Genomic DNA, 13,989 nt, shown 5'->3' with positions numbered 1-13,989 from the left:
GGGGCTATGCCGATCAGAAGGGCGTGACGCGGGCTCCCACGCTGAACCACGCCACCTGCGACGTGGACAGGACTGAGCGCCGGTGAGCGAGAAGCTTGGAGAGACCGAGACCGGGGAACATCCAGGGCCGGTCACGGGAGAGGTGGACCCCGACGCGGACGACCGGCCGGCGACGTTCCGGGACGTGTTCGGGGTGGCGGAGTACCGCGCGCTGTTCGGCGCCGCCGTCCTGTCCTGGGTGGGCGACTATTTCGCCAAGGTGGCGGTGACCTTCCTGGTCTTCAGCGACACCGGGTCGGTGCTGCTGTCGGCCATCGGGTTCGCCATCAGCTACCTCCCCTGGGTGGCCGGCGGTCCGGTGCTCGCCGCGCTCGCCGAGCGCTACCCGTACCGCCGCGTCATGATCATCTGTGATGTGGCGCGCATGGCACTGGTGGCCCTGATGGCGCTGCCCGGGGTGCCGCTGCCCGGCCTGCTCCTGCTGCTGCTCGGCGCGTCCCTGCTCACCCCGCCTTTCCAGGCGGCCCGCTCGGCCATGGTCGCCCAACTGCTCACCGGCGACCGGTACGTCGTCGGGCTCTCCTTCCAGAACATGGCGGGCCAGGCCGCCCAGGTGGCCGGGTACGCGATCGGTGGCGCCGTCACCGCCATCGACCCGCACGTCGCGCTGCTGGTCAACGCGGCCACGTTCGCCGCCTCGACGCTGCTGCTGTGGCGGGGCGTGCGGCCGAGGCCGCTGCCCGTCGCGCACGTGGAGCGGCGCTCGCTGCTGCGCGAGACCGGCGACGGCGTCGGCTTCGTGTTCGGGCACCGGGTCATGCGCCCCACCGCCCTGGTCGTCTTCAGCGTGGTGGCGATCATCATCGTCCCCGAGGGGCTCGCCGCGGCGTGGGCGAGCACCTACGGGGGCGGCTCGCGGGTGACCGGCCTGCTGATGGCCGCCGTGCCGGTCGGCGCGGTCCTCGGGGCGATCGTGACCCGCATGACCGGGCCCGAGCGGCGGCTGCGGCTGCTGAAGCCGCTGCTGGTGGCCGGGCCGCTGCTGCTGGTGCCCGTCTTCGCCGCGCCGTCGCTTCCCGTGGTGTTCACGCTGGTGCTCCTGGCCGCCGCCGCGGTCAACACGGTGCTGGTCCCGCTGAACGGGCTGTTCGTCCAGATGCTGCCCAACGCCTACCGCGCCCGCGCCTTCGGCGTCATGCAGGGCGGCATCCAGCTCACCCACGCGGTGGCCGTGCTCGCCGCCGGAGCGTTCGCCGAACGGTTCCCGGTGCCGGTCGTCGTCGGAGCCTGGGCGCTGTGCGGCCTGGTGCTGATGGCGGTCGCCGTGACCACGTGGCCGGCTCGAGAGGTGATCAAGGAGGAGATCGCCCTCGCCGCCGCGCTCAACCGCGACCCCGTGCCCGTCCCGACCGGCCCGCGGCCCGCGACCACCTGATCCGGTCACGCGCGCGACCCCCTGATCACGTCACGGCGGTCACTGACCGCGCGGGGCGCGGTCAGTGCGGGGCGGGACCCTGGACGGTGAAGTCGTCGAAGGACGTCTTCAGCGTCGAACCCGCCTTCTCCGGCACGCGGGCGAGGAAGCCGACGTCGCCGTTCGGCAGGCTCGCCGGCGCGCCCGAGTCGTCCACGTAGGACTGCACCGCCTCGCCGTTCACCCACATGCCGAGCCGCACGCCCTTGTCGGTCGCGGCGCACTCGGCCTGCACCTTGACGCCCTTCCGCAGGTCGCCCACCGCGACCGGCGTGGTGAGGTTGCCGCCGGTGCCCTTGGTGACCCGCCGGATGCGCGCCTCCCCCTGCGCGGTCAGCAAGAACTCGTACCGGCTCTGCCGGTACTCCTGGTCGGCTCGGCAGAACAGCCCGAACTCGCCGGGCCCCTTGGCCTCGCGCACGGTGGCCGTGACGGTGAGCAGCAGCCGCTCGGGGGTCGTCGGCGTCGGGGTCGCGGAGGGAGCGGGGGTGGCCGGCTGCTTGGGGATGAACGGCAGGGGGGCCTTCTCGATGCGCTCGGCGTGCTGGTCGTCGACGTCGATCGCGTAGAAGCCGGCGGGTGCGTAGCCGTAGGTGTTGTACTCCTGGCCGGTGTACTCGCCGCCGCCCCAGCCGGTGCCGCCGTCGTTGAAGTCGTCCCGGTAGAGGTAACTCAGCTCGGTGGGCGGGCCGGACGGCGCCAGCCACGCGCGCACGCCGAGCACGCCCGCCACGATGACGCCGGCGACGGCGAGCCCGATGAGCCGCCTGCGCCGGCCCGCCGCGCCGCCGCCCCCCGGCCCCGGCGGCCACGCGGCGACGGTGGGCGGTCGACCGGGCGCCGTGGGTTGTCGGCCGGTGACCGTGGGCGCTTGCCCGGCGATCGTGGGCGGTTGCCCGACCGCCGTGGGGGGTTGGCCTGCGACCGTGGGGGGTTGGCCGGCGATCGTGGGCGGCATGCCGGACATGCCGGACATGGTGGCGGTGGACGGGGGGCCGTCGAGCGGCATCGTGGGCGGCTGCCCGGGGACGGCGGCAGGCTGCTGGGCCTGCCAGGTCTGGAAGACGGTGTGCTGCGCGCGCTCGGGGGTGGTGCGGCCGACCATCTGGTCGAGGATCTGCTGCGCGGTCGGCCTGCGGACCGGGTCCTTGTCCAGCGTCGCCGCCACCAGCGCGCGCAGCGCGGGCTCCAGGCCCTCCAGAGACGGCTCGGCGTTGAGCACCTGGTACACGATCGAGGGGAGGGACTCGCCGCCGAACGGCGTGCGCCCGCTGGCGGCGAAGGCCACCAGGCACCCCCAGGAGAACACGTCGCAGGCCGGTGCGGCGGGAGCGCCGCGCAGCACCTCCGGGGCCATGTACCGGGGCGTCCCCATGAGCTGGCCGGTGCCGGTGACCCCGCTCAGCGTGTCCAGCGCCCTGGCGATGCCGAAGTCGATGACCCGCGGCCCGACGTTGGAGAGCAGCACGTTGGACGGCTTGAGGTCGCGGTGCACGATGCCCGCGCCGTGGATCGCGGTCAGCGCCGTGGCGACGCCGACGGCCAGCGCGTCCAGGCTGGAGCCGCGCAGCGGCCCCGACGAGCGGACGGCGTCGTACAGGTTGGGCCCGTCGACGTACTCGGTGACGACGTAGAGCTGGTCGCCCTCCAGGGCGGCGTCCAGGACGGCCGCGGTGCAGAAGCGCCGCACGCGGCTCGCCGACGTGGCCTCGCGGCGGAAGCGCACCCGGAACTGCTCGTGCTGGCTGTACTCGGGATTGATGACCTTGACGGCGACCCGCTGCCCGGCGTCGTCCTGGCCGAGGTAGACGGTGCCCATGCCACCTCGGCCGAGCCGGCCTAGCAGCCGGTATCGGCCGATCTGGAGGGGGTCGCCCGGACTCAGGTTGTTCACCACGTCGCCTTACCGATATGCGCCTGTTAGCGACGGCCAGCCTACCGAGATCACACCCCCGTCAGCGGCCCGCGCCATAACGGCCCGGCAGCGGTCCTGCCACGCCGCCACGTCGCCACCGTCACGCCGCCACGTCGCCACCGTCACGCCGCCACGTCGCCACCGTCACGCCGCCACGTCACGCCGTCACGCCGCCGCGCGTGGCCGTCAGCGTGCGCGGACCGGCGGCGGCCCTCGCCGTCGTTCGTCCGGGAGGGCCGCCGGGGGGTCGGCGTGTCACTCGGCCGCGGCGGCGGCCGGGGTGGCGGCCGTGCGGCGGGGGGCGACCAGCACGGCCCGCTCCACCAGCCGGATGTCCGCCCGGCCGCCGGGCGCGAGCCGCGCGGCGTCGTGCGCGGGCAGGTCCGCCAGCAGCTCGGTGCCGTCGGGCAGGCGCAGCAGCAGCCGCACCGTCGACCCGCGGAAGGAGGAGGTCACCACCAGCGCATCCCCGTCGTGCGCCGCGGTGACCAGCACGGTCTCGGGGCGGACGAGCACGTCGACCTCGGGGGTGTCCGGCGTCGCGCCTTGGACGGGCAGCCGCTGCCCGGCGACCGCCACCTCCTGGCCGTCCAGCCGGCCGGGCAGGTGGTTCATCGTCCCGACGAACTCGGCCACGAACGGCGTCGCGGGGCGGTCGTAGATCTCGGCGGGCGGCCCCACCTGTTCCAGCCGCCCGCTCTTGAGCACCGCCACCTGGTCGGCGATCGACAGGGCCTCCTCCTGGTCGTGCGTCACGAAGATGGTCGTGATGCCCAGCGAGAGCTGCAGCCGCCGGATCTCCTCGCGCAGCGTGACCCTGACCTTGGCGTCGAGCGCCGACAGCGGCTCGTCCAGCAGCAGCACCCGCGGTTCGAGGGCGAGCGCCCGCGCCAGCGCGACGCGCTGCTGCTGGCCGCCGGACAACTGGTGGGGGTACCGGTCGCCGTGCGCGGGCAGGCCGACCAGTTCCAGCAGCTCGGCCGCGCGGGCCCGTCGCTTCGCCGCGGGCGTCTTGCGCACCCGCAGCCCGAACGCCACGTTGTCGGCGGCGTTGAGATTCGGGAACAGGCTGTAGGACTGGAAGACCATCCCGGCGTCGCGGCGGTTGGCCGGGACGTTCGTGATGTCCTCGCCGTCGACGAGGACGGCCCCGGCGTCGGGGCGCTCGAACCCCGCGACGCAGCGCAGGGCCGTCGTCTTGCCGCAGCCCGACGGGCCGAGCAGGGCGATCAGCTCGCCCGGTTCGACGGTCAGATCGAGGCCGTCGAGGGCGACGGTCGCGCCGAACGCGCGGCGAAGCCCCCGGAACTCCACCCGAGCCCCGTTCACGAACCACTCCTTTTCCTGGTGCCTGCGGTGGAAAGAACGAGCAGCAACAGCCAGGCGAACAGCAGGCTGAAGATCGAGACGGCGACCGACATGGCGGCGTTGGAGCCCGAGATCGTGACGATCCACACGGGGAACGGCTGGTAGCCGAGCAGCCGGGCGACGGTGTACTCCCCGAGCACCAGGGCCAGGGTGAGGAACGACGCGCTCGCCAGCCCGGCCCGCAGGTTGGGGACGATCACCCGCAGCATGACGTGCGGCCACGACGCCCCGCAGTTCCTCGCGGCCTCCACCAGGGTGCGGACGTCCATCGCGCCGAGCCCGGCGTCCAGCGCCCGGTAGACGAACGGCAGCGCCAGCACGACGTAGGCGACGACCAGCACCACGGGGAAGTCCGGGTTCTGCACGGCGATGATCGTCTGGTAGAAGGGGGTGGTCGCCAGGTAGTCGGGCCCCCAGCGCAGCACCGTGCTGATGCCGGCCACGAAGGTGATCGGCGGCACCACCAGCGGCAGCGTGCACACCACCTCCATGACCGGCCGCAGCCCGGGGGCGCTGAGCCGCACGGCCAGCATCGCCGGCAGCGTCAGGGCCAGCACGACGACGATCGTGGCGACGGCCAGCCCCAGCGAGAGCAGCAGGCTGCGGCCGAAGCCCTCGGCCGGGAAGATCTCCAGGTAGGCGTCCAGCGTGAAGCCGCGCATCGGGTCGTTCACGGTGAACACGAACGCCGTGAGCAGCGGCGTCAGGAAGTACAGCGCGGCCGCGGCCAGCACCGCGCCGCGCCAGACGCGCACGCGGCGCGGGCGGCCCTCGGCAGTCGGCGGCGTGCCGACGTCGGGGAGCACCGTGGGGGTCAGCGCGGCCATCGCACGCTCCGGCGGGCGGCGGCCGTACTGCGGCCGGGAAGGACGAGGGTCAGCGGAGCCATCGGGCGCTCCTGCGCTGGAGGGGGAGGTAGACGGCCATGACCAGGCCGGCCACCACGATCATGTCGAGGCTGAGGGCCAGCGCCACGTTCTCGTGGCCGATCAGCACGTTGCCGGTGAGCGCGTCGGCGATCTGCAGGGTGACCAGCGGCACCACGGTGCCGACCATCGCGGCCGCGGTCGCGTACGCCGCGAAGGCGCCGCCGAACAGCAGCACCACGCCGCCGAGCAGGCTCGGGGTGAGCACCGGGATGCCGACATAGCGCCAGAACTGCCAGGCGCTCGCGCCGTTGTTCTGCGCCGCCTCCCGCCACTGCGGCCGCAGGCCGTCCAGGGCCGGCACGACGACCAGCACCATCAGCGGGACCGAGAAGTAGAGGTAGACCAGGGCGAGGCCCCAGAAGCTGTAGAGGGTCCAGCCGTGGTCGCCCAGGTGGAGCTGCCTGGTCAGCACGCCGGAGTTGCCGAGCGTGGCCGTCCAGGCGAACGCCAGCGGGACGCCGCCGAAGTTGGCGAGCACGCCGGAGGCGGTCAGCACGGCCTCGCGCAGCGCGCGGAACCGGGAGGTGACGACCGCCTGGGCGAGGAAGGCGCCGGACACCGCCCCCATGATCGCGACGACCGCGGAGAGCTTGACGCTGCCGATCAGCGCCGTGAGGTAGGCGCCCTGGAGCGACTCGGTGAGGTTGGCGGTGCTCGGCGAGCCGTCCGCGGTGAACGCCCCGCCGAGCAGCGCGACGGTGGGCACGCCGAAGGCGAGGCCCACGAACGCCAGCAGCGGCAGGGCCGCGGTCCAGCCCTTGGCGCGGGGACGGCTCCCGCCCTTCCTCGCCTTCGTGCTCGGGGAAAGGCCGGCGGGAGCCGCCGAGTGCGTTTCAGCCATGGGGGAGAACCGATCGCATCGTCGATGTGCGGGTCAACCGGACACCGCGTCGCCCCAGCCGGAGGCGAGGGCCTCCTTGGCCTTGCCGACCTGCGCGTCGGTCGGGAACTGCGGCGTGCCCTCGACCTTCGGCAGCTTGCCGACCAGCGCCGTGTCGGCGCTGCCGTCGGTCTGCATGGCGGGCAGCAGCACGGCGCGGGCGTACCCCTTCAGGTAGAGGTTCTGGCCCTCCGGGCTGTAGAGGTACTCCTGCCACAGCCGCGCGGCGGCCGGGTGCGGGGCCTCCTTGTTGATCGCCTGGGCGTAGTACTGGGCGTACTTGCCGTCCGAGGGGACCGCGACCTTCCAGTCGACGCCCTTGCTCACGAACTCGTCGGTGTACCCGGCGTTGAGGTAGTCCCAGTCGATGCTGATCGGGGTCTCGCCGTTCTGCACGGTCGCCGGGGTGGACTCGACGGGGTTGAAGTTGCCCGCGGCCTTGAGCTTCTTGAAGAACTCCAGGCCGGGCCGGATGTCGTCGAAGCTTCCGCCGTTGGCCAGGGCGGCGGCGTAGACGCCGGCGAAGGCGGAGCCGGCCTTGGTCGGGTTGCCGTTCAGCGCGACCTGGCCCTTGTACTCGGGCTTGAGCAGGTCGGCGAAGGTCTGCGGGCAGGTCTTCACGCGCTTGGCGTCGCAGCCGATGGAGACGTAGCCGCCGTAGTCGTTGTACCAGGTGCCGTTCGCGTCCTTCTGGCCCTCGGGGATCTTGTCCCAGGTCTGCACCTTGTAGGGGGCGAACAGGCCCTCCTGGGCGCCGCTGAGCGCGAAGGCCTGGCCGAGGTCGAGCACGTCGGGCGCGCGGTCCTGGCCCTTGCGGGTCTTGACGGCGTTGATCTCGTCGGCGCTGGAGCCGTCGGGGTTCTCGCTGTTGACCTTGATGCCGTACTTGGCGGAGAAGGCCTGGATGATCTCGCCGTAGTTCGCCCAGTTCGGCGGGAGGGCGATGACGTTGAGCTGCCCCTCCTTCTTGGCCGCTTCGACGAGCTTGTCCAGGCCGCCGAGGTCGGCGGCGGAGGTGGCGGTCTTGGCGGCGCCGCCGGCGGAGGCCCCGTCGCCGGAGCCGGCGGTCGGTGCCGCGCCGCACGCGGCGCCGAGGGAAGTGGCGACGGTCAGTACGGCCGCCAGTCCGACGAACCGCATTCGAGATGTTTGCACGCTTCATCCCACTTTCGAAGTTGTGGGACGAAGATAAGCGGGTCCGGATAACAAAATGCATCTACTTCGCTGCGTTCGGATGTCGTTGTATGAACAGCCGGTGACGCGCCCGTTCACACCCGCGCGCGGCCGGATTCGCGGCACGGCGCGCGTCGGCCGGCGCCGCGCGGACGGGTCGCGTGCCGGGCCGCCGGCGTCGCGCGGGCGGGTCGCGTGCGAGGTGCCGCGAGGGGGGCGACGGGGAGGAAGGCGCGCCCGGGCTGGGGTGATTTGCTCTACGGCCTCTGAGAACATATGTTCGATGTAGTACCGCCCGCCTTCCCCCGGGTGCTCACAAGTACCTCAGAAGCCCAGGGAGAAGGAGCGCCTTGAGCAGAATCTACGGAGATCCCATCGAGGTCTGGACGCGAGACGGCGAGCCCGCCCGTTTCGTCTGGCGCGACCGCCTCTATGTGGTCCACCGGGTCCTCGATCACTGGGTGACCTCCCGCGAGTGGTGGAAGATCTCCGAGAACGATCCGGGCGAGCGCCGTTTCTGGCGGGTGGAGGCCAGCCCCGGCACCCAGCTCGGCACCTACGAGCTGCGGTTCGACACCGCCGGCGACGGCTGGCTGATGCTCAGGGCGTGGGACTGATGTTCCCCCACCTGCACGTCGCCTCCGCCTACTCGCTGCGGTACGGCACCGCGTTCCCCGGCGAGCTGGTCGCGCGGGCGGCCGAGCACCAGATGGACATCCTCGCGCTGACCGACCGCGACGGCATGTACGGCGCGGTCAAGCACGTCCAGGCCTGCTTCGACGCCGGGATCAAGCCGGTCGTGGGCGTCGACCTGGCGCTGCGTGCCCCAGAACGGGAGGCGGGCGGCCCCGCGGCGCGCGGCCCGGGGCCGTCCGGTCCGGCGGGGGAGGGGGACGGCGGCGAAGAACGCGTCACCGTCCTCGCGCGCACCGGCGGGTGGGCGCACCTGTGCCGGCTCATCACCGACGCCCACCACGCCGGGCGGCGGGGCGAGCCGCGGGTGACCCGCGAGATGGCCGCCCGGCACGCCGCAGGGCTGCTGGTCATGCTGGGCCCCCGGTCCGACGTCGGGCGGGCGGTCGCCGCGCGCCGCGACCAGCAGGCCCGCGCGCTGCTCGCCGCGTGGCGGGCGGCCGTCCCCGACCTGGTGGTCGAGGTCGTCGACCAGTACGGCCACCACGAGGCGAGCACCGCCCTGCGCATGCTCGCCCTGGCCCGGTCGATGGGCGTGCCGGCCGTCCTGACCAACGCCGTGCGCCACCTCGACCCGGGGGACTACCGCGTCGGCGACGTGCTCGACGCCGCGCGCAAGCTCGTGCCGCTGCACTCCCGCCACCTGGAGCACTCCGCCTCGCACGCTTACCTCAAGAGCGGCAAAGAGATGGCGCAGGTCGCCGCGCGGGTCTGCGGAGGCGACGAAGACCGGGCGGTGCGGCTGCTGGCCGCCACGCGGCAGGTCGCCGAGCGATGCGCGCTCGACCCGCTGGACGTCCTCGCGCTGCGCAACGACCCCGAACGGGTGCACCTGCCGGAGGTCGACGAAGACCCGGTGCCCCTGCTGCGCCGCCGCTGCGAGGACGGGCTGCGCGCACGCGGCATGGAACGATCCAGGCAGGCCCGCGAGCGGCTGGCGGACGAACTGCGCATCATTGAGCACAAGCAGCTCTCGGCCTACTTCATCGTCGTGTCCGGCATAACCGACCTGATCCGCGGCATGGGCGTGCGCTGCGCGATCAGAGGGTCGGGCGCGGGCAGCCTGGTCAACTACCTCGTCCGCATCGGCGAGGTGAACCCGCTCGACCACGGCCTGCTCATGGAGCGCTTCCTGTCCGAGGGACGCAAAGGGCTGCCCGACATCGACATCGACGTGGAGTCGGCGCGGCGGCTCGACTGCTACCAGGCCATCCTCGACCGGTACGGCGAGAGCCGGGTCGCCTGCGTCTCCATGATGGAGACCTACCGGGCGCGCAGCGCCATCCGCGACGTCGGAGCGGCGATGGGGCTGCCGCCGCACGAGATCGACGTCATCGCCAAGGCGTTCCCGCACGTCCGGGCCCGGCAGATCCGCGCCGCGCTGTCCGACCTGCCCGAGCTGCGCGACAGCGGGCTGGACGACCGCGCCCTGTCGACCGTGTTCCGGCTCGCCGAGCGGCTGGACGGGCTGCCCCGCCACATCGCCCTGCATCCGTGCGGCGTGCTCGTCGGCAACTCCGGGCTGCGCGACCGCACCCCCGTCGAGCGCAGCCTGCTCGACTTCCCGATGAGCCAGTTCGACAAGGAGGACGTCGAGGAGGCCGGGCTGCTCAAGCTCGACGTGCTGGGCGTGCGCATGCAGTCGGCGATGGCGTACGCGCTGAGCGAGATCAGGCGGGTGGAGGGCCAGGACATCGACCTCGACCGCGACGTCCCCCTGGACGACCGCGCCACCTACGACATGATCTGCGCGAGCCGCACCCTCGGCTGCTTCCAGATCGAGTCGCCCGGCCAGCGCGAGCTGGTGGCCAAACTGGAGCCGCGCACGATGCACGACCTGATCGTCGACATCTCGCTGTTCCGCCCCGGCCCGGTCAACTCCGACATGGTCACCCCCTACCTGGAGAGCCGGCACGGCTGGCGCGAGCCGTACTACCCCCACCCCCGGCTGAAGCCGGCGCTGCGGGAGACCAACGGCGTCGTCGTCTTCCATGAGCAGGTGCTCAAGGTCGTCGACGTCATGACCGGCTGCGGCCTGTCGGAGGCCGAGAAGGTCCGCCGCGCCCTCGGCAGCCCCGAGGGCCGTGAGGCGGTTCGCGCGTGGTGGGAGGCCGAGGTGCTTCCCGAGTTCGACCGCGAGACCACCGACCGGGCCTGGCGGGTGCTCGACGCGTTCGGCTCGTTCGGGTTCTGCAAGGCGCACGCGGCGGCGTTCGCGCTGCCCACCTACCAGTCGGCCTGGCTGAAACGGCACCACACGGCCGCGTTCCTCGCCGGAGTGCTCACCCACGACCCCGGCATGTACCCCGGCCGGGTGATCCTCGACGAGGCCCGCAAGTGCGGCGTGGCCGTCCTGCCCCTGGACGTCAACCACTCCGGCCGCCACTGGCTCGTCGAGCGTCTCCCGGCGGCCTCCGGCGCCGCGCGGGAGCCCGGCGGCCCCGAGGCCTTCTCGGCGGGGTACGGGCTGCGGGTGCCGTTCTCCGCGGTCAAGGGCGTCAGCGAGGCCGAGGTCGAGCGCATGGTCGCCGGCGGGCCGTACACCTCGCTGGCCGACTTCTGGGAGCGTGCCCGGCCGTCCCGGCCGGTCGCCGAGCGCATCGTGCAGGTCGGCGGCCTGGACGCGCTGCACGGGCTGCGTCCCGGCGGCCCGCGCTGGCGTCCCGGCGAGCTGACCAGGCGCGACCTGATCGCCCAGATCGGGGCCCTGGACCGCGCCTCCTCCACCGGCGTGACCGCCCGGCGCAAGGCGCGCCCCGGCGCCCGCCCCCGCTCCACCGGCCCTGTCACCGGCCCTGTCACCGGCCACGGCTCTGTGACCGCTCTGGCCGCCGGCCCGGCCGGCGCGCGTCCTGAGTCCGGTCAGGGCGGCGAGGCGACCTCCGGGACGTCTGGGACGTCCGCCGGGTCGGGGGCGGGCGGCCCGCCGTCCGCCGTGCAGATCCCCATGGCGTTCACCGAGCACATCGAGCCGGGGCAGCTGCCCGAGATGACCGAGGCCGAGGCCGTGGAGGCCGAGCTGGAGATCCTCGGCCTGGACGTCAGCCGGCACATCATCGGGTTCTACGACGAGCTGCTCGACGCGATCGGCGTCGTCAGGTCGAGCGAGCTGCTCACGCTGCGCAACGGCGCAGAGATCCTCGTCGCCGGGGTGAAGGTCGCCACGCAGACCCCGGCGATCCGCTCGGGGCAGCGCATCATCTTCGCCACGCTGGACGACTCGACCGGCCCCATCGACCTCACCTTCTTCGAGTCGGTCCAGGGACGCTGCGCCGCCACGGTGTTCGGGTCCTGGATGATGGTCGCCCGGGGGGTCGTCCGCCGGGTCGGCGCGCGGGCGGTGTCGCTGCGCGCCGTCGACTGCTGGAACCTCGCCGAACTCGATGGCCTGTGGCGCGCCGAGGGCCTCGACGCGGTGCGGGCCGCGCTCGGCGTCACCCCCGAAGCGGCAGGTGCCGGTTCGGGCGCGGCGTCCCGTGGACGTTCCCCGTCCGGGGCGCGCGACGAGCCGGCCGGGGTCGGCGGGCGCCGCATCGAGTACGGCAACGGCTACCGGCTGTCCCCTTACGCCGACCTCGGCGGCGCGCCCGGGGTGACCGGACCGCCCCGCAAGCTCTGGCACGCGAGCCCGGGAAGCTCCGGGCCGCTGGGGTTCACTCCCCGGCCGGATAGGTATGCCGGGGAAGCGACCGCAGCGCGGGCAGCAGCTTCAAAGAATGCGCGATCGAAGGAGGACGGGCGCTGACCCTCGCCGCGGTGATCTCTCTGACGGTCGCCGCGCACAGCAGCGCGGCGACCACCGCCACCACCAGCTCGGCCGGGCCGAGCCCGGTCAGGTCACCGCCCTGGGGCGAACGCGCGACCGGCAGCCGCATCACGATGAGGAAGACGATGGCCAGCCAGCACCCCCACCAGGCGGCGAGCAGCACCAGCCACGACCGGCGGCGCCCCTCCCGCAGCCCGGCGTCCTGGCGGAGGGCGTGCACGAGCAGCGCGGGCGCCGCCAGGTTGAGCACGGGCACGAACCAGGCGATGGCGATCATGCGGGGGGTCGCGCCGGCGTGCCTGAGCCAGGCGAAGTAGGAGCACCCGGCGGCGACGGTCGCCGCGAGCACCAGCAGGATCAGCACGGCGAACCAGCTCACCGCGCCCACGACCGCCTCGGCCCCGGGCGCGTGCGGGTCGTGGCCGAGCCGCGCGACCTGCCGCGCGAGCAGCTTGCCGCGTGCTTCCTCGAACACGACCAGGCAGGTCAGCGTGGCGATCTGGGCGGCCAGCGCCAGGTAGACGCCGACCGCCGACCGGCTCACCGCGGATCTGGCATAGCGCATGAGTGTCTCCCCCCGGCATGCGCTGAAAGTCGTGGTTTCATGTGCGACGTAGCGCGACGCCTGACTCACTCCTATCCCGCGCGCCTCTCCGTTAATCGGCGGTGCGGCGGAGAAGATCCTGGATCTCCACGAGATGATCTATGGTTTGCCCGACCCTGCCCAACCCCCGGCGAAACCATCCGAATCGGAGGAGAGCGTGATGATCGCGAGAATCTGGCGTGCGACCGCCACCACCGAGGGCGCGCACGCATACCAGCGGCACTTCACCCAGGCGGTTCTGCCCGCGCTGCGCGGCCTTGAGGGCCACCGGGGCGCCTACCTGCTCAACCGCGACAGGGACGGCCAGGTCGAGATCGAGGTGATCAGCTTGTGGGCGTCCATGGACGCGGTGCGCGACTTCGCCGCGCCCGACGTGGACGCCGCCGTCGTCGAACCCGAGGCGAGGGAGGTGCTCACGGGCTTCGACACGACCGTCACCCACCACACCGTCGTCAGCGACACCGTCACCGCCCAGTCCTGACCGGCCCGCGAGCCCGGACCGGTGCCGTCGGTGGCCGAGCCGTCAGCGGACATGCCCGTCAGCGGACGATGCCGGCCTCCCAGGCCCAGGCGGCGATCTCCACGCGGTTGCGGGCGCCGAGCTTGGCGAAGATGCTCGCCAGGTGCGTCTTCACCGTGGACAGCGAGATGAACAGCTCCCCGCAGACCTCCTGGTTCGTCCTGCCCCGGGCGACCAGCCGCACGACGTCCATCTCGCGCTCGGTCAGCGGCTCGCGCGGCGGCCTGGACTGGACGGGCATCGGCGCGGCCAGGTGCGACAGCAGGCGCACGGTGATCGACGGTGAGACCAGGGCGTCACCGTTGGCGGCGGCCCGCACCGCCTCGATCAGCAGCGTGGGACCGCTGTCCTTGAGCAGGAACCCGCACGCGCCCGCGCGCAGCGCGCCGTAGACGTACTCGTCGAGGTCGAAGGTCGTCACGATGACCACGCGCAGCGGCTCGGGCACCCCCGGGCCGGCCAGGATCCTGGTGACCTCCAGGCCGTCCAGCCGGGGCATCCGGATGTCCAGCAGGCAGACGTCCGGACGCAGGCGGCGGGCCTGCTCGACCGCGGCGACGCCGTCGGCGACGGCCGCGACCACCTCGATGTCGGGTTGGGCGTCGAGGATCATCTGGAAGCCGGTGCGCACCAATTCCTGATCATCCGCGACGAGTACCCTCACCCG

Annotated in this window: 11 protein-coding genes; 4 read left to right on the top strand and 7 right to left on the bottom strand. The window is 73.0% G+C overall.

Annotated features, from left to right (window positions below; translation table 11 throughout):
* Nucleotides 1-82 precede the first annotated feature (82 nt).
* The gene (locus ACZ6QO_RS32915; RefSeq protein WP_465856523.1) at nucleotides 83-1,435 is read left to right on the top strand and encodes an MFS transporter; all 1,353 of its coding nucleotides are present in this window, start codon (nucleotides 83-85) and stop codon (nucleotides 1,433-1,435) included.
* A gap of 61 nt (nucleotides 1,436-1,496) precedes the next feature.
* Here ACZ6QO_RS32915 and ACZ6QO_RS32910 read toward each other — a convergent pair whose 3' ends face one another.
* From ACZ6QO_RS32910 to ACZ6QO_RS32890, 5 genes are all read right to left on the bottom strand, one after another.
* A complete protein-coding gene (locus ACZ6QO_RS32910; RefSeq protein WP_465856521.1) occupies nucleotides 1,497-3,368 on the bottom strand; it encodes a serine/threonine-protein kinase in 1,872 nt (623 codons plus the stop codon).
* 276 nt (nucleotides 3,369-3,644) lie between these two features.
* Entirely contained in the window at nucleotides 3,645-4,718 is a 1,074-nt protein-coding gene (locus ACZ6QO_RS32905; protein ID WP_465856519.1) for an ABC transporter ATP-binding protein, read from the bottom strand.
* Nucleotides 4,715-5,584, bottom strand: coding sequence for an ABC transporter permease (locus tag ACZ6QO_RS32900; RefSeq protein WP_465856518.1), 870 nt, complete (start codon nucleotides 5,582-5,584; stop codon nucleotides 4,715-4,717). Before ACZ6QO_RS32900 ends, ACZ6QO_RS32905 begins: the two co-directional genes overlap by 4 nt.
* A 49-nt stretch (nucleotides 5,585-5,633) precedes the next feature.
* Nucleotides 5,634-6,527 (bottom strand): ABC transporter permease, encoded by an 894-nt coding sequence (locus tag ACZ6QO_RS32895; protein ID WP_465856517.1) that lies wholly within the window; start codon nucleotides 6,525-6,527, stop codon nucleotides 5,634-5,636.
* Between the two features lie 33 nt (nucleotides 6,528-6,560).
* Nucleotides 6,561-7,706 (bottom strand): ABC transporter substrate-binding protein, encoded by a 1,146-nt coding sequence (locus ACZ6QO_RS32890; protein WP_465856515.1) that lies wholly within the window; start codon nucleotides 7,704-7,706, stop codon nucleotides 6,561-6,563.
* 383 nt (nucleotides 7,707-8,089) lie between these two features.
* On the opposite strand from ACZ6QO_RS32890, the gene ACZ6QO_RS32885 reads away from it, so the two are divergent.
* Both ACZ6QO_RS32885 and ACZ6QO_RS32880 read left to right on the top strand, forming a co-directional pair.
* Complete coding sequence (locus tag ACZ6QO_RS32885) at nucleotides 8,090-8,356, top strand: DUF6504 family protein (protein ID WP_465856513.1); 267 nt, start codon at nucleotides 8,090-8,092, stop codon at nucleotides 8,354-8,356.
* Nucleotides 8,356-12,177 (top strand): DNA polymerase III subunit alpha, encoded by a 3,822-nt coding sequence (locus ACZ6QO_RS32880; RefSeq protein ID WP_465856560.1) that lies wholly within the window; start codon nucleotides 8,356-8,358, stop codon nucleotides 12,175-12,177. Before ACZ6QO_RS32885 ends, ACZ6QO_RS32880 begins: the two co-directional genes overlap by 1 nt.
* Here the strand turns inward: ACZ6QO_RS32880 and ACZ6QO_RS32875 are convergent.
* Nucleotides 12,086-12,763 (bottom strand): DUF4328 domain-containing protein, encoded by a 678-nt coding sequence (locus ACZ6QO_RS32875; RefSeq protein WP_465856511.1) that lies wholly within the window; start codon nucleotides 12,761-12,763, stop codon nucleotides 12,086-12,088. The genes ACZ6QO_RS32880 and ACZ6QO_RS32875 overlap by 92 nt on opposite strands.
* 199 nt (nucleotides 12,764-12,962) lie before the next feature.
* Here ACZ6QO_RS32875 and ACZ6QO_RS32870 point away from each other — a divergent pair, with 199 nt between their 5' ends.
* Nucleotides 12,963-13,283 (top strand): antibiotic biosynthesis monooxygenase, encoded by a 321-nt coding sequence (locus tag ACZ6QO_RS32870; protein WP_465856510.1) that lies wholly within the window; start codon nucleotides 12,963-12,965, stop codon nucleotides 13,281-13,283.
* Nucleotides 13,284-13,341: 58 nt separating this feature from the next.
* Here the strand turns inward: ACZ6QO_RS32870 and ACZ6QO_RS32865 are convergent, their stop codons facing one another.
* Entirely contained in the window at nucleotides 13,342-13,986 is a 645-nt protein-coding gene (locus ACZ6QO_RS32865) for a response regulator (RefSeq protein WP_465856508.1), read from the bottom strand.
* Nucleotides 13,987-13,989 lie beyond the last annotated feature (3 nt).

This window comes from Sphaerisporangium sp. NPDC049457 (assembly GCF_055586705.1).
The sequence above is the reverse complement of the archived record's forward strand: the minus strand, read 5'-3'. Positions and strand labels throughout refer to the sequence as shown.

What these genes read in the sequence shown, in the direction of transcription:
- ACZ6QO_RS32895 (WP_465856517.1), bottom strand. Translation starts at nt 6,527, where the DNA reads ATGGCTGAAACGCACTCGGCGGCTCCCGCCGGCCTTTCCCCGAGCACG.
- ACZ6QO_RS32870 (WP_465856510.1), top strand. Translation starts at nt 12,963, where the DNA reads ATGATCGCGAGAATCTGGCGTGCGACCGCCACCACCGAGGGCGCGCAC.
- ACZ6QO_RS32880 (WP_465856560.1), top strand. Translation starts at nt 8,356, where the DNA reads ATGTTCCCCCACCTGCACGTCGCCTCCGCCTACTCGCTGCGGTACGGC.
- ACZ6QO_RS32900 (WP_465856518.1), bottom strand. Translation starts at nt 5,584, where the DNA reads ATGGCCGCGCTGACCCCCACGGTGCTCCCCGACGTCGGCACGCCGCCG.
- ACZ6QO_RS32890 (WP_465856515.1), bottom strand. Translation starts at nt 7,706, where the DNA reads ATGCGGTTCGTCGGACTGGCGGCCGTACTGACCGTCGCCACTTCCCTC.
- ACZ6QO_RS32875 (WP_465856511.1), bottom strand. Translation starts at nt 12,763, where the DNA reads ATGCGCTATGCCAGATCCGCGGTGAGCCGGTCGGCGGTCGGCGTCTAC.